We start from the raw sequence: 14,833 nt of genomic DNA on the forward strand, positions 1-14,833 counted from the left end.
CATGGCACTTGAAGGAAAGATTGCCCTCGTCACGGGCGCTTCTAGAGGTATTGGCAGAGCAATTGCGTTAAAGCTTGCGCAACTCGGCGCTTCTGTCATTGTCAATTATTCAGGAAGCAAAACAAGAGCAGAGGACACCGCAGCAGAAATCCGCAGTACAGGCAGCGAAGCGCTTGTCTGGCAATGTGACATAGCCGATGAGCAAGCGGTTCAAAAAATGATAAAAGCAGCGATAGCGCATTTTGGAAAGATCGATATACTCGTTAATAATGCAGGAATTACGCGCGACGGATTGTTGATGCGCATGAAGGAAGCGGATTGGGATGCGGTTTTGAATACCAATCTAAAAGGTGTATTTTTAGCAACAAAAGCGGTTATTCGGCCAATGATGCGCCAAAAACAGGGAAGAATTATTAATGTAGCTTCTGTCGTCGGCATTTTAGGAAATGCCGGACAAGCGAACTATGTTGCCGCAAAGGCGGGTGTCATCGGTTTAACCAAATCTACAGCGCGGGAAGTCGCGTCTCGTGGGATAACGGTTAATGCCGTCGCACCTGGTTTTATCGTCACCGATATGACGGATCAATTGCCTGAAGAAGTAAAAGACAAGATGAAACAGGAGATTCCGCTTGGCCAACTTGGCACGCCAAAGGATGTCGCTAATGTTGTCGCCTTCCTTGCATCAGAAGATAGCAAATACATGACGGGGCAAACATTAAGTATTGACGGCGGTATGTCAATGCAATAAAATAATTGAGGTATGCTTGAAAAAAAGAGGCTTGGGCAACAGAAGAAATGTCGCACTGAAAGAAACTGCAGATGTTTTCCAGGTGGAAGGTGCCCCTCGAGAGGAGGTGAAGACATGGCAGCAGAAGATGTTTTGACACGTGTCAAGAAGATCGTTGTTGATCGATTGGGCGTAGACGAAGCAGACGTGAAGACTGAAGCTTCATTTAAAGAAGATCTCGACGCAGATTCACTTGACATTGTAGAACTTGTCATGGAACTTGAAGATGAATTTAATTTGGAAATCTCCGATGAAGATGCGGAAAAGATTCAAACCGTCGGTGACGTCGTATCTTACATAGAGAACCATAAATCCTGAGATTCTCTAAACCCATGGGTCCCGTTTTTATAAATCCGTTTATAAGGGCGGGACTTCTTATTTTTTATTGAATTGGGAAGAATGGATTTTGCGTTTGTTATCGGAGGTGATGTGTGTGCCAAGTTCAAAAAAAGAACTGAGCCACGAAAAAGAAGTAACGAAAAGGTTGCATCATTTTCTTGATGATTTTTCCTTTTCCTTTCAAAATGAATCAATATTAAAACAAGCATTTACGCATTCATCTTATGTGAATGAGCACCGTCGAGAGTCTCAGGATGATTACGAGCGACTCGAATTTCTTGGGGATGCGGTATTAGAGCTACTGATTTCGCAGCACTTATTTAAGAACTATCCTGAATTGTCTGAGGGAGATATGACAAAACTTCGCGCTGCAATCGTCTGCGAAACGGGCTTGTTTCAATTTGCTTCTTCGCTTTCCTTCGAAGAAATGATTTTTCTTGGCAGAGGTGAAGAAGTAACCGGGGGAAGAAAACGTCCTTCGTTGCTCGCGGATGTATTCGAAGCATTTGTTGGTGCGCTTTATCTCGATCAGGGACTTCAAGAGGTTGAGCGGTTTTTAGAAAAAGTCGTATATCCAAGAATCAGCGACGGTTCTTTTTCCCATGTGATGGATTACAAGAGTCAGCTTCAAGAAACCGTTCAACGAAAAAATCTTGGTGAACTGGATTATGAACTGATTTCAGAAAAGGGCCCGGCCCATCATCGCGAGTTTACGTCTCATGTGTTGCTCAATAGCGAAGTGATCGGGAAGGGCAAGGGACACTCAAAGAAAGACTCGGAGCAGAGCGCGGCATCAAAGGCGCTGAGAAATCTCGCCGAGTAACAAAAGCAGCCGGGAGATCTCGGCTGCTTTTGTTACAGGATAAGCGAGAATCGGGTATGCTCAAAGGAGCAGTTGATGGTGAGCCCAACTTGCTCTGTCACATGGAAGAAAGAAGCAGACGAAATCAATGAAGATGAATGACGGAATGAAACGGAGGGATTGAGATGTTCCTCAAACGATTGGATGTCTCAGGTTTTAAATCGTTTGCCAATAAGACAACGGTTGCATTTGTTCCAGGCGTGACTGCAGTTGTCGGGCCGAACGGAAGCGGGAAAAGCAATATTACTGAAGCGATCCGCTGGGTGCTTGGGGAGCAGTCGGCCAAATCCCTGCGCGGGTCGAAGATGGAAGATATCATTTTTTCAGGAAGCGATGCCAAAAAAGCGGTTAATATGGCTGAGGTTACCCTTACTCTAGAGAATAGTGATCGCTACATTCCAATGGATTACAGCGAAATTAGTGTAACGCGGAGAGTTTTTCGATCCGGGGAAAGTGAATTTCAACTCAACCGCCAAAGTTGCCGCTTAAAGGATATTGTTGACTTGTTCATGGATTCCGGATTAGGTAAAGAAGCGTATTCAGTGATCGGCCAAGGAAAAATTGACGAAATTCTAAATAGTAAAGCCGATGAGAAGCGGCGCATTTTTGAAGAAGCATCAGGCGTACTTAAATATAAATTACGCAAACAGGCTGCAGAAAAACAACTCAATGAATCTGAAGACAGCTTGAATCGTGTTGAGGATATTTTGCATGAATTAGCGGAACGACTCGAACCTCTAGAACAGCAGGCCTCTGTAGCCAAGGATTATTTAGCGAAAAAAAGCGAACTTGAAGAGGTTGATATTGCTCTGCTCGCTCATGATATTGAAACACTTCATCGTGAATGGACACAAACAAAGCAGCAGGTTGACGAATTAAAGACAAAAAAAGAAGCTTTGAGTACTGAGATCGATCAGCATGATCACATGTATCGGGACAATCGCTTGGCACTTGAGCAAATTGATCGAACGATTGAAGCAAAGCAAACCGCATGGGCAGAGGCAGGTGAACAACTGGAAAAGCTGCTTGGAAATCGGCAAGTATTAAATGAACGGAATAAACATGCACAAAGCAGTGCTGAAGAATTGAAGGATCGGATCACCCGGTTAAAGGAACAATTAGTCCGCGAAAAAGGACACGTCAAAGAGGCTTTTGCAAAGGATCAACAAGAAGCATCGATTCAGAGAGAACTTCAAAAGCAGCTGTCTGAAAAACAAAAAAAATTTCATGGCTTTGAACAAAATTTAGATGAACGAATCGAGAAACTGAAAAGCGACTATATTGAAATTCTGAATGAACAAGCATCGATGCGCAATGAGCGCCGCTACCTAACGGACCAAATTGAATCTTTGAAGACGAAAAAGACTCGCATTCAAACGAATACTGAAGAAGTAAAGAAAGTTGCTGAACAAGCAGGGAAGCGAAAGAAGGCGCTTGTTGAGAAACTGGAAGCAATGCAAAGAAATGGGAAACAGCTGCAAGTGGACTATGAGCGGTGTCAAACACGACTTGACAAAGGGCAAAAACGCTATGTGAAAGAGCGTGATGCCGTGGATCAAATCAGCCGGTTTATTGATCAGGCAAAGTCACGAAGGGAACTGCTCGAATCCTTGAAAGACGACTATGCCGGCTATTACCAAGGCGTCAAAGTAATCCTAAAGAACCGCAAACGTCTGTCGGGCATTCATGGCGCTGTCGCTGAATTAATCCAGCTGAAAAAAGCATACAGTACTGCTATTGAGACGGCCTTAGGAGCTTCTTCACAACATGTTGTGGTTTCAGATGAAGCAGCGGGCAGGCAAGCGATACAATTCCTTCGGCGCAACAAATCCGGACGTGCAACATTTTTGCCATTGTCGGTGATTCGCCCGAAATCAATTGGACGGTCAGAGCGCGCAAATCTGCAACAAATCGATGCTTTCATTGGTTCTGGTTCGGACCTTGTCACTTGTGCGCCGCAGTATCAAAAAATTATTGATTTTTTACTCGGAACGGTAATTATTTCAAAGCATTTGGAGGGCGCAAATCAGATCGCTCGGCTCGTGAATTACCGTTACCGAATTGTCACCTTGGAAGGCGATGTTGTTTCGCCAGGAGGTGCGATGACCGGGGGGAGCGCAAAACAGCGGCAAGCAAGTTTGATCGGCAGAAGTACGGAACTTGATGAACTCAGCCGTCAAATTAAAGAAATGACTGGGAAAAGAGACCAATTACATAAAGATTTCTCAGAACTTAAAAATCAAATTGCAGCCGATGAACTTGAGACAAATAAAATTCATGCACAGCTGCAGAAGGCACTGGATCAGTATCGTGAGATCGAGGTTCAGAAACGCGAAGCAGAAGCAGAAGAAAAAGCAGGTCAAGACAAATATCACTTGCTGACTAGAGAGAATGGCGACTTCAACTTAGAACACGAGAAAGTCAATGCTCGGTTAGCTGAAATTGACCGATTGTCTGTCGAATACGAAAAGAAAGGTACTGATCTTACAGCAGAGATTAGCAGCTTGACAAAGAGCCGTGAAGATATTGATTCCTCGAAAGCGGCCTTGCAGTCGGAAATTACGTCGCTTAAAGTTAAACTTGCTGAACAGATTCAGATTGCAGCACACCAAAAAGAACGTGCCGCACAATCAAAGGCTAAAGTGGATGAACTTGAGGCATCGATTGAAGCATTGCATGCATCGATGCAAGGGATCGATTCTGAAATGGCCGATCAGCACATGAATGAAGATAAATTAAAACAACGTATTGCCACTGCAAAAGAAGCAAAAACAGCTCTGGCTGATGAATTAACGTCGATGCGCAAAGAACGCAAAGAACGTCAAAGGGCTCTTGCAGATGACGAGTCAATGATTGCAAGCCGGCGCGATACACTGGACCGAATCACTGCGTTATATCAAGAGAAGAATGTGAATCTCGGTCGAATGGATGTTCAACTGGATCATCTTTTAGATACATTAAGGGATGAGTATGAACTTACGATCGAAGCTGCAAAAGAAAAATACACATTAACGATGGATGTTTCCGATGCGCGCAAAAAAGTCAAACTGATTAAGCGAGCGATTGAGGAGCTTGGGACGGTCAATCTTGGCGCCATTGACGAACACAGAGCAGTTCAGGAGCGCCATCAGTTTTTGACCAGCCAGAGAGATGATCTGCTGAAAGCGCGTGAGACGCTGAACCATGTCATGACTGAGATGGATCAAGTGGTTGAAAAACGCTTCACAGAAACCTTCACACAGATTCGCAAACATTTTCGAACTGTTTTTCAAGAACTGTTCGGCGGTGGACGCGCTGATCTACAGTTGATTGACCCTGAGGATATGCTGACAAGCGGCGTCGATATTCTTGCTGAACCGCCTGGCAAAAAGCTGCAGAGACTCTCGCTCCTTTCAGGGGGTGAGCGCGCACTAACCGCAATTGCGCTTCTCTTTGCCATTTTAAAGGTTCGTCCGGTACCTTTTTGTGTCTTAGATGAAGTGGAAGCAGCACTTGATGATGCCAATGTGGACCGTTATGCCGCCTTTCTGAAAAAGTTCAGTGCCGAAACACAATTTATCGTGGTGACGCACAGACACGGGACAATGGAACGCTCGGATGTGCTTTACGGCGTTACGATGCAGGAATCCGGTGTATCGCGGCTTGTTTCGGTACGCTTGGAAGATACGGAGGAATTACTTACTGTGGGAAGCTAACACGTTTTGGCACGCGTAGTGCAAAACGCGCATATAACGAGGAGGAGTAAAGATGAACTTCTTTAATAAAATGAAAGATAAATTAACAGGAAAAAGCACCGCAATGAACGAAAAGTTCAAGGATGGATTAACGAAAACAAGAAAAACATTCGCCGAGCGCATGAATCAGCTTGTCAAAAGATATCGCAAGGTTGATGAGGACTTTTTCGATGAGCTGGAAGAAATACTCATTGAATCCGATGTTGGCATGAATACGGTAATGGATTTAGTGGATCGGCTCAAAGATGAATCACGCGCACGCAACATTAAAGATACGGACAAATTGAAGGACGTTATTGTTGAAGTGCTTGCTGAGTTCTTGACAAAAGACAATGAAGAAACCAAACTCAACATGAATCCGAACGGTTTGACAGTGATCCTTGTGGTCGGCGTAAATGGCGCGGGAAAAACGACCACGGTTGGTAAATTAGCCGGGCGATTGAAAAATGAGGGAAAACATGTACTGCTGGCTGCTGCCGATACATTCAGGGCAGGAGCCATTGAGCAGCTTCAAGTTTGGGGCGACCGAACCGGTATTGACGTCATAAAGCATCAAGAAGGATCCGATCCGGCTTCTGTTGTCTATGATGCCATGCAGGCCGCTAAGTCGCGAAAAGTTGATGTGCTTATCTGTGACACGGCCGGAAGATTGCAAAATAAAGTGAATTTAATGAAGGAACTTGAAAAAATTAAGCGCGTCATTTCAAGAGAGTGCCCCGGAGCGCCGCATGAAGTACTTCTCGTGCTTGATGCGACGACCGGGCAGAATGCATTAAGCCAAGCAAAACTTTTCCGCCAAGCGTCAGAGGTCACCGGAATTGCACTGACAAAGCTAGATGGAACCGCAAAAGGCGGTATTGTACTTGCCATTCGTAATGAGATGGATATTCCAGTGAAGTTAGTCGGGCTCGGCGAACAGCTGAATGATTTACAGACGTTTGATGCAGATGCTTTCCTTTATGGACTATTCTCGGAACTTTTTCAGAATGAGAACGAAGATACGGAAGACCAATAATGCACTCCTCATTAAGAAAACTTGACACGGATACGAAAAAACTGTATGATTTACCAGTAAAGTAAAAAGCCTTTACAGTCAAGGGGATTTGCTATGCTTGAGAAGGTTTTACGCGTTAACGCCCTATATGATTTTTATCAGCCGCTTCTCACCCCGAAACAACAGGAGTATCTCAATCTTTACTATCTCAATGATTTTTCTCTTGGGGAAATTGCGGAAAAAAGTCAAGTAACGAGACAAGCTGTTCATGACAACTTGAAGCGGGCGGAACATGCTCTCGAAGCGTTTGAGGAAAAGCTTGGGTTGTTTCGCAAACATGAGGTTCGCCTTTCCGTAATTTCGAAAATGAGGGCACTATCCGGTCATTTAAATAGTGAAGAACGTGAAAAACTAGATTCTTTTCTCAATGAACTGGAGAATTTAGATTAGGATGTGAGAAGTATGGCATTTGAAAGTCTTTCGGACAGATTGCAAGCGACGATGAAAAAGATTCGCGGCAGAGGCAAAGTCTCCGAGAATGATGTCAAACAAATGATGCGTGAAATACGCCTTGCACTTCTTGAAGCCGATGTTAATTTTAAGGTTGTAAAAGCCTTTATTAAAAAGGTTCAAGAGCGGGCGGTCGGTCAGGAAGTTATGAAAAGTCTGACCCCGGGTCAGCAGATCATAAAAGTCGTTCAAGAAGAGCTTACCGAGCTGATGGGCGGCGAGCAGACCAAACTGAACTTTTCTTTGAAACCGCCAACGGTGCTTCTTTTTGTTGGCCTTCAAGGGGCAGGTAAAACGACCTCTGCAGCAAAACTTGCCAACCATATTCGAAAGAACAATAATAAAAAGCCGCTGATGATTGCAGCAGATATCTATCGTCCTGCAGCGATAAAGCAGTTACAGACGTTAGGGGCACAGTTAAGCATTCCGGTATTTTCACTTGGCGATCAAGTTAACCCGGTTGATATTGTTCGTCAAGGTATGGATCAGGCAAGGGCGGATCACAATGATTTGGTGATCATTGATACTGCCGGTCGGCTTCACATTGATGAAGGATTAATGAATGAACTGGACCAGATTAAGGAAGTCAGTCATCCAGATGAAGTTTTTCTTGTCGTCGATGCGATGACCGGACAGGATGCCGTTAACGTTGCCCGTGCGTTCAATGATCGTTTGGATCTCACAGGGGTCATTATGACCAAACTTGATGGCGATACACGTGGCGGAGCAGCCTTGTCGATTCGCTCAGTCACTGGTAAGCCGATTAAGTTCGTCGGTATGGGCGAGAAGATGGATGCACTTGAACCTTTTCATCCGGATCGCATGGCTTCGCGAATTCTTGGTATGGGCGATGTCCTCTCGCTGATTGAAAAAGCTCAGGCAACAATTGACGAAGAAAAAGCGCGCGATATGCAGCAAAAGCTGCTCTCGGTGAGCTTTACCTTTGACGATTTTCTTGAGCAAATTGGTCAGGTTCGTAATATGGGACCACTCGAAGATCTGCTTGCGATGATGCCTGGAGCAAATAAGTTCAAAGGCATGAAAAACATGCAGATTGACGAGAAAAAGATTGATCAGACAGAGGCCATTATCCGTTCCATGACATCCCATGAGAAAACGGAGCCGGAGATTATTAATGCAAGTCGCAAAAAGCGGATTGCACTCGGGAGCGGAACCTCTGTCGCTGATGTCAATCGCCTGCTCAAACAGTTCAAGGACATGAAAAAAATGATGAAACAGTTTATGGGCAAGGCAAAAGGCAAGAAACGCAATCCTTTTAATTTACCATTTATGTAAGTCCATTAAATTTGATTAAAATTAGGAGTTGTTCGATTATGTCAGTTAAAATTCGTCTCAAACGCATGGGTGCTAAGAAGCGTCCTTTCTACAGAGTTGTTGTTGCAGACTCACGTTCACCGCGTGACGGTCGTTTTATCGAAGAAATCGGTACGTACAATCCGGTAGCAACACCGAAATCGTTCACGGTTGATGAAGAAAAAGCACTGGATTGGCTGCAAAAAGGTGCCCAACCGTCGGACACGGTGCGCAACCTGTTCTCTAAAGAAGGGCTTATGGAGAAATTCCACCTTGCGAAACTACAAAAATAATGATTGAGGGCGGCAGATGAATGGAAGCATTAATTAAAGCCATTGTATTTCCGCTCATTGATGATTATGAACATGTTCAGATTAAGAAACGGGTAACGCCGGACCGTGTGACGACCTATGTGCTTACAGTTGCCAAACCGGACATGGGAAGAATTATTGGCAAACACGGTCAAGTTGCTGAGGCTGTGAGATCAATCATTTCCGCGGTTGGCAATGCGAACGGTATAAAAACCCGTTTCTTAATCCGAGAATAACCAAGAAAAAGAGAAGGGGAATGTGCCCTTCTCTTTTTCGCCATACATAACCCCGCAGCATTATACCCAAGGAGGCTCATCAATGGCTGTTCAGTGGCTTTATGTTGGAAAAATTGTAAACACGCAGGGAATCCGTGGTGAGGTGCGTGTAATCAGCGCTACCGATTTTGCGGACGAACGCTATGCAAAAGGTGCTACGCTCTATGTACGCGATCAGAAAAACGGTGATTATAAGCCGCTGAAGGTAAGCAATTACCGGAAACACAAACAATTTGATTGTTTGAAATTTGAAGGCCTTCCATCGATTAATGATGTAGAAAAGTATAAAGGGTGCTCACTGTTTGTAACAGAAGCACAATTATCTGAGCTTGAGGAAGGCGACTTTTATTATCATCAGATCATCGGTATGGACGTAATCACCGATACAGGAAAAGAACTGGGAACCATTAAAGAGATTCTGTCTCCAGGTGCAAATGATGTCTGGGTTGTGGATACCGGTGCAGCGGATGTTTTAATTCCTTATATTCGCGATGTTGTGAGAAAAGTCGATATGAAAACGAAAAAAGTGATCGTTCACTTAATCCCGGGGTTGATTGACCATGAAGATTGACATCCTTTCCCTTTTTCCAGAAATGTTTGACGGTGTCTTGCAAAGCTCAATCATCGGTAAAGCAGCGGAAAAAGGTGCTGTTTCTTTTAGGGTAACAAATTTCAGAGATTTCACGACGAACAAACATAATAAGGTTGACGACTACCCGTTTGGCGGCGGAGCAGGTATGGTTCTGATGCCGCAACCACTGTTTGACGCCGTTGATGCGGTACGCAGTAAGCAATGTGCAAAACCGCGCATTATTTTAACCTCGCCACAGGGCAAACCATTTAAGCAACGCGATGCAGAGTTGCTTTCAAAGGAGTCTGGCCTTATTTTTATTTGTGGTCATTATGAAGGCTTTGATGAGCGAATTCCGCAACACTTGGCAACCGATGAATATTCGATTGGGGACTTTGTAATGACTGGCGGGGAGCTTGCCGCAATGGCGATGATCGACAGTGTTGTTCGTCTTCTTCCTGGAGTACTGGGAAATGATACATCGGCAGTAACAGACTCATTTTCCACCGGCTTATTAGAGCATCCGCATTATACCCGACCGGCTGATTTTCGAGGAATGAAAGTCCCTGATCTACTGCTCTCGGGGAATCATGAAAAGATTGCGGAATGGCGCTTAAAAGAATCGCTTCGCCGAACCTATGAACGACGGCCGGATCTGCTTGAAGGACTTTGTTTAACCGATCAAGAAGAAAAATGGCTGCGTGCATGGGAAAAGGATTCTGACAATAAGTAACCGATGCATGGGTACAAAAAAGCTTGCAACCAATCTTTTAATTATGTTATGATTGAATGCGTGGCAATTGCCAGTGAATACGATGTTCCGCTGCGTTCTATAAGGATGCATGAGCATTTGTGCGGAAGGAGGACATTCCTCATGTCTCATATTATTGATGAAATTACCAAAGAACAACTGCGTTCAGATCTCCCGGATTTTCGTCCTGGCGATACGCTCAAAGTGCACGTAAAGATCGTTGAAGGTTCACACGAACGTATTCAGGTCTTTGAAGGTGTTGTGATCAAACGTCATGGCAGCGGCATTAGCGCAACGTTTACCGTACGTAAGATTTCTTACGGTGTTGGTGTTGAACGTGCGTTCCCAGTGAACTCGCCGAAGATCGATAAGATCGAAGTGGTTCGTCATGGTAAAGTACGTCGTGCGAAGTTGTACTATCTGCGTGCTCTGCGTGGTAAAAAAGCACGTATTAAGAGCAGATAAGCGATTTGAACGTCAAAGTACACAGAAACAAAAAGGAGAGGCTTGGGGTGACCGAGCCTCTTCGTTTTTTTACGAGATAAGAAGTCATAAAATTTGCGTTTGACGGTTACGGAGAAGAAGTAGAAGATCTTTAATAAATCAGCCACAGATACGAAAGGCGAGACGCTTGCAGGATCAGCGAGCCAAGGAAGGTACCCTAGGAAATGGAGTGTACGCGGAGGCTCTCGGACTGTACTTTTTTTCTGAAACCGATATTATTTACGTCTCCGGAGTATTTGCGGATGGGACAGACGTTACTGAAGCGCATAACCGAACTGAAGAAAATTTAGATTGGAGGATTATATAATGGCGATTCAATGGTATCCCGGCCATATGGCCAAAGCAAAGCGACAGATGATTGAGAAAATCAAGCAAATCGATGTTGTGATCGAACTGGTTGACAGCAGGGTTCCAATGTCTTCAAGAAATCCACTGGTAGACGAAATTGCAACAGGGAAACCGAGACTTTTGCTGATGAATAAAATGGATATGGCGGATCGACGTGCGACAAAAGCATGGCAGAATTATTTTGAAGGGCATGGTTTAAAAGTTCATTTGGTGAACAGTCAAACCGGACAAGGCGTTTCCATGATTCCAGAAGCTGTCCGCCAGTTGACTGCTACAAGGAGAAAGAAATTGGAGGACAAAGGTTTCCGACCACATGCAGATCGCGCCTTGATTTTAGGTATTCCTAATGTTGGGAAATCGACCTTGATTAACCGTCTTGCTGGGAAAAAGATCGCAAAAATCGGCGATCGTCCAGGGGTGACGACGGCTCAGCAATGGATTAAGGTTGGAAAGACAATGGAACTGCTGGATACACCGGGGATCTTATGGCCGAAATTCGATGATCCACAAGTCGGTCTCCGTCTTGCGGCAACCGGTGCAATTAAGGAGGAATTGCTTGATTTTCAAGAAATCGCGTTCTTCTTAATAAAAACAATGCTCGTTTATTATCGAGAAGCTTTTGCAAAGCGTTTTCAATTAACCGATCTTCCTGAACTTGATGGAGTGGACGATCAGAACCTAATTATCAAGGTATTTGATCAAATTGGTAAAAAAAGAGGTTGCTTAATGAGCGGCGGTATGATTAATTATGATCGCGTTTCTGAGCTAATTATTCGCGATTTTAGAGGACAAAAAATTGGACCATTAACACTTGAATGGCCGTGAATGGTGTCTGAAGTGCTAAATAGATAGGTAACTGCGTCCGATATAGAGAATACAGGGGAAGAAAATAAATGAGACGAATGACGATTGCTGAACTTAAAACGAGATTATCGGATGGTATTAGTCTAAGTGAAGAGGAGCAGCAGCAGCTTCGTACCGATTCGCGTGCGGGTGTCCGGCAGCTCTTGGTTAAATGGGAGAAGAAACGCGCACATCTGCAAGCTCTCGTTGAACGGTACCATCAAATGAATCACTTTGAGAACGAAGCTCGGCTGGCTGGTGCGCAACGAGTTGCCGGCATTGATGAGGCAGGTCGCGGTCCGCTGGCCGGCCCGGTTGTGGCAGCCTGCGTTGTGCTCAAACCTGAGACGGTGATACCGGGGATTAACGATTCAAAACAACTCACTGCGGCAAAACGGGACTTCTTATACGATCAAATACGTGAATCCGCAGCGTTTTACGGGATCGGAATTGCATCGGCTCAGGAAATCGATGCAATCAATATTTATCAAGCGGCCAAAAAAGCAATGGTACGGGCAGTCAAGCAAATGGATCGCCAGCCGGATCATTTGCTGATCGATGCGATGGAACTACCGCTAGACATTCCGCAAACGTCACTGATCAAAGGTGATGCGCGCAGCAACTCCATTGCAGCAGCGTCCATTCTGGCTAAAGTAACGCGGGATCGTTTGATGTGTGATCTTGATTCCGTTTATCCCGGATACGATTTTGCATCTCATAAAGGATATGGAACAAAAGCTCATTTAAAGGCGATCGAGCGCTTAGGCACATGTCCGGAACACCGAATGACCTTTGCGCCCCTTAAATCGTGAACACGCCTATGAGAAGGTGATTGTGTGAACTTCCAGCCTTATGCAATCAGTCAAAGCCAAATGATCGGTGCCTATGCTCCGGAACAAATACTGCGCGGCAAGGTTCTTGAACTGCTTCCCGACCGAACCGCCATTGTCCGGCTTGGTGCAAAGCAAATCGTGGCAAAGGTTGCAGCTGTGGAACCGCCATTGGAAATGGGAAAGGAATACTTATTTCAGCTTGAGCAAAAGCCAAATGAAGTGCGTGCGAAGCTGATTGCGCGCACACCTTCTGCATCGTTTACGGAACATGTACATAATGCAGCTGATTCGGTCACTCAGGCCCTCGACTTGAAAAATGATGGATTGACCCGAAAAATTGTTCAATTCTTTCTCGATCACAACATGCCGGTCTCGCGAGAACCGATTCAGCATGTGCGTGCGCTATTATCGATGAGTCGGGATTTAGCGACAGACTTGCAAGCAGTTCGCTGGCTGCAAGAGAAGCAGCTGCCGCTTTCAGAATCCTTTTTTAAAGCTGCCCGGGCATTGTCAGGGTCAGATCCGATACAGACGCAGCTCAATCAGTTGATTCAAGTGGTTGAGCAGATGCAGTCAGATCATCCGGCCATCCAAAAGTTGAAAGCCGCACTGCACGCTTTCATCGACTTCCCTCCGCAACAGGCGATTGCAAAATTCTTGCATCAAATCGGTGCTGAGAAGAGCGGTACGTTGTTAACGGAATATCTGTCGACCCAAGCAGGCACCGCTCACACAAACGATCTTAGACCAGCTGTCGCTTCATTTATCGCTGGGGCCAATGAACCCAAAGCACTTGCTATACTGTTAAACAAGATGAGTCTGAAACAAACGCCACAACAATTTTTTGAAAACTTTTTCACATTTGTCACAGAACATTCGGAAATTAAACAACCGTTTCATGCAGGTGATGGGGAAAACTTATTTTTCACGATGCTTAAGAAATTGGGATTCGACTACGAATTTCGGATCGGTCAACAGCAAGAGGCACAGACAAAAGAAAGCAGTTTGCCTTTGGATACCTTGAAGGGGCACTTGGTTGCAGTTTCCCAAAATCAGACAATGCCGCAATCAGTTCGTGAAACAGCGCAGATGATTGTTCAAAAGATTACCGGGCAACAATTGCAACTGGCAGCAGCTGATCCATTTGTTGCACAGTTTTCTTTGCAGATTCCCGTTCCCCATAATCAATCGCTGACGAATGTGTCGGTATATCTTGAAAGCAAACGGGACAGAAAGGGAAAGTTGGATCCGGATTCATGCACCATTGCACTATTACTTGACCTCGCACATCTGAAAGAAACCTTGATCACGCTGTATAGTCAAAATCGCTGCTTGTCAATCAATATACAAAATGATCACATGGATGTGCGCCCCTTTTTAAAAGCTGGAGAATCTCTGCTGAGTAAACGGCTTGCAGCCTTGGGTTACCGATTGCTTTCCTTGTCTCAGTCTGCCCAAATTGATGAACAGCTAAAAAAAAGAGTGTCTGAACCGCTCACCCAAACCACTTATCGTATGGATGTGGAAATATAATGGTACATTCTGAACGAAAGAAGAAAGCTGTTGCACTGAGTTATCAAAAAGGAGAAGATCAGGCGCCGCGGGTCGTTGCTAAAGGAGATGATCAACTGGCGGAGCGTATCATTATGGAGGCGAAACAGCATCATGTTCCTATTCAAGAAGACCCTGAACTTGTCTCAGTACTTGGGCAGCTCGACTTGGAACAGACGATTCCGCCTGAACTCTATCAAATCGTTGCGGAATTATTTGATTTCATCTATACTGTGGATGAACAAGTTTCAGAAAAAAAAGAATGAAAAAATAATTTGACCTCATTTTGACTGCCGTTTGCTACTT

16 protein-coding genes are annotated in these 14,833 nt (G+C 44.8%); all 16 read left to right on the forward strand.

What is annotated here, in order from left to right; translation table 11 throughout:
* Position 1 precedes the first annotated feature (1 nt).
* The 16 genes from fabG to AA84_RS0115335 all read left to right on the forward strand — a co-directional run bounded on the left by fabG (position 2) and on the right by AA84_RS0115335 (position 14,793).
* Positions 2–748 carry a 3-oxoacyl-[acyl-carrier-protein] reductase gene (fabG, locus tag AA84_RS0115255; RefSeq protein WP_028977927.1) on the forward strand — a complete coding sequence of 249 codons (747 nt, stop codon included), beginning with the start codon at positions 2–4 and terminating at the stop codon, positions 746–748.
* A gap of 114 nt (positions 749–862) precedes the next feature.
* Entirely contained in the window at positions 863–1,105 is a 243-nt protein-coding gene (gene acpP / locus AA84_RS0115260) for an acyl carrier protein (RefSeq protein ID WP_010023240.1), read from the forward strand.
* A 115-nt stretch (positions 1,106–1,220) separates the two neighbouring features.
* Entirely contained in the window at positions 1,221–1,949 is a 729-nt protein-coding gene (rnc, locus tag AA84_RS0115265; RefSeq protein WP_028977928.1) for a ribonuclease III, read from the forward strand.
* Between the two features lie 164 nt (positions 1,950–2,113).
* Positions 2,114–5,683, forward strand: coding sequence for a chromosome segregation protein SMC (gene smc / locus AA84_RS0115270; protein ID WP_028977929.1), 3,570 nt, complete (start codon positions 2,114–2,116; stop codon positions 5,681–5,683).
* A 52-nt stretch (positions 5,684–5,735) separates the two neighbouring features.
* Complete coding sequence (gene ftsY, locus AA84_RS0115275; protein WP_028977930.1) at positions 5,736–6,737, forward strand: signal recognition particle-docking protein FtsY; 1,002 nt, start codon at positions 5,736–5,738, stop codon at positions 6,735–6,737.
* A 93-nt stretch (positions 6,738–6,830) separates the two neighbouring features.
* Positions 6,831–7,166 (forward strand): putative DNA-binding protein, encoded by a 336-nt coding sequence (locus AA84_RS0115280; protein ID WP_028977931.1) that lies wholly within the window; start codon positions 6,831–6,833, stop codon positions 7,164–7,166.
* A 12-nt stretch (positions 7,167–7,178) separates the two neighbouring features.
* The gene (gene ffh / locus AA84_RS0115285) at positions 7,179–8,522 is read left to right on the forward strand and encodes a signal recognition particle protein (RefSeq protein ID WP_028977932.1); all 1,344 of its coding nucleotides are present in this window, start codon (positions 7,179–7,181) and stop codon (positions 8,520–8,522) included.
* Positions 8,523–8,560: 38 nt separating this feature from the next.
* Positions 8,561–8,833: a 30S ribosomal protein S16 gene (gene rpsP, locus AA84_RS0115290; RefSeq protein ID WP_028977933.1), complete on the forward strand. Its 273-nt coding sequence runs from the start codon at positions 8,561–8,563 to the stop codon at positions 8,831–8,833.
* A gap of 20 nt (positions 8,834–8,853) precedes the next feature.
* On the forward strand, positions 8,854–9,087 hold the full coding sequence (locus AA84_RS0115295) for a KH domain-containing protein (protein WP_028977934.1): 234 nt from the start codon (positions 8,854–8,856) through the stop codon (positions 9,085–9,087).
* Positions 9,088–9,169: 82 nt separating this feature from the next.
* Positions 9,170–9,697, forward strand: coding sequence for a ribosome maturation factor RimM (gene rimM / locus AA84_RS0115300; RefSeq protein ID WP_028977935.1), 528 nt, complete (start codon positions 9,170–9,172; stop codon positions 9,695–9,697).
* Positions 9,687–10,430, forward strand: coding sequence for a tRNA (guanosine(37)-N1)-methyltransferase TrmD (trmD, locus tag AA84_RS0115305; protein WP_028977936.1), 744 nt, complete (start codon positions 9,687–9,689; stop codon positions 10,428–10,430). The genes rimM and trmD overlap by 11 nt, the downstream gene beginning before the upstream one ends.
* Before the next feature lie 141 nt (positions 10,431–10,571).
* Positions 10,572–10,913 carry a 50S ribosomal protein L19 gene (rplS, locus tag AA84_RS0115310; protein WP_010023499.1) on the forward strand — a complete coding sequence of 114 codons (342 nt, stop codon included), beginning with the start codon at positions 10,572–10,574 and terminating at the stop codon, positions 10,911–10,913.
* Between the two features lie 345 nt (positions 10,914–11,258).
* Positions 11,259–12,125 carry a ribosome biogenesis GTPase YlqF gene (gene ylqF / locus AA84_RS0115320; protein ID WP_028977938.1) on the forward strand — a complete coding sequence of 289 codons (867 nt, stop codon included), beginning with the start codon at positions 11,259–11,261 and terminating at the stop codon, positions 12,123–12,125.
* A 68-nt stretch (positions 12,126–12,193) separates the two neighbouring features.
* Positions 12,194–12,955, forward strand: a complete 762-nt coding sequence (locus AA84_RS0115325; RefSeq protein WP_028977939.1) for a ribonuclease HII — start codon at positions 12,194–12,196, stop codon at positions 12,953–12,955.
* Positions 12,956–12,979: 24 nt separating this feature from the next.
* Positions 12,980–14,509, forward strand: a complete 1,530-nt coding sequence (locus AA84_RS0115330) for a hypothetical protein (RefSeq protein WP_028977940.1) — start codon at positions 12,980–12,982, stop codon at positions 14,507–14,509.
* A complete protein-coding gene (locus AA84_RS0115335; RefSeq protein ID WP_028977941.1) occupies positions 14,509–14,793 on the forward strand; it encodes an EscU/YscU/HrcU family type III secretion system export apparatus switch protein in 285 nt (94 codons plus the stop codon). Before AA84_RS0115330 ends, AA84_RS0115335 begins: the two co-directional genes overlap by 1 nt.
* The last annotated feature ends 40 nt before the right edge of the window (positions 14,794–14,833 follow it).

This window comes from Sporolactobacillus terrae DSM 11697, from assembly GCF_000648615.1.
GTDB classification, from domain to species: domain Bacteria; phylum Bacillota; class Bacilli; order Bacillales; family Sporolactobacillaceae; genus Sporolactobacillus; species Sporolactobacillus terrae.

Bases quoted from the DNA above. Each gene is read 5' to 3' on its own strand.
- fabG (WP_028977927.1), top strand. From the start codon at position 2: ATGGCACTTGAAGGAAAGATTGCCCTCGTCACGGGCGCTTCTAGAGGT.
- acpP (WP_010023240.1), top strand. From the start codon at position 863: ATGGCAGCAGAAGATGTTTTGACACGTGTCAAGAAGATCGTTGTTGAT.
- smc (WP_028977929.1), top strand. From the start codon at position 2,114: ATGTTCCTCAAACGATTGGATGTCTCAGGTTTTAAATCGTTTGCCAAT.
- ftsY (WP_028977930.1), top strand. From the start codon at position 5,736: ATGAACTTCTTTAATAAAATGAAAGATAAATTAACAGGAAAAAGCACC.
- AA84_RS0115280 (WP_028977931.1), top strand. From the start codon at position 6,831: ATGCTTGAGAAGGTTTTACGCGTTAACGCCCTATATGATTTTTATCAG.
- ffh (WP_028977932.1), top strand. From the start codon at position 7,179: ATGGCATTTGAAAGTCTTTCGGACAGATTGCAAGCGACGATGAAAAAG.
- rpsP (WP_028977933.1), top strand. From the start codon at position 8,561: ATGTCAGTTAAAATTCGTCTCAAACGCATGGGTGCTAAGAAGCGTCCT.
- AA84_RS0115295 (WP_028977934.1), top strand. From the start codon at position 8,854: ATGGAAGCATTAATTAAAGCCATTGTATTTCCGCTCATTGATGATTAT.
- rimM (WP_028977935.1), top strand. From the start codon at position 9,170: ATGGCTGTTCAGTGGCTTTATGTTGGAAAAATTGTAAACACGCAGGGA.
- trmD (WP_028977936.1), top strand. From the start codon at position 9,687: ATGAAGATTGACATCCTTTCCCTTTTTCCAGAAATGTTTGACGGTGTC.
- rplS (WP_010023499.1), top strand. From the start codon at position 10,572: ATGTCTCATATTATTGATGAAATTACCAAAGAACAACTGCGTTCAGAT.
- ylqF (WP_028977938.1), top strand. From the start codon at position 11,259: ATGGCGATTCAATGGTATCCCGGCCATATGGCCAAAGCAAAGCGACAG.
- AA84_RS0115325 (WP_028977939.1), top strand. From the start codon at position 12,194: ATGAGACGAATGACGATTGCTGAACTTAAAACGAGATTATCGGATGGT.
- AA84_RS0115335 (WP_028977941.1), top strand. From the start codon at position 14,509: ATGGTACATTCTGAACGAAAGAAGAAAGCTGTTGCACTGAGTTATCAA.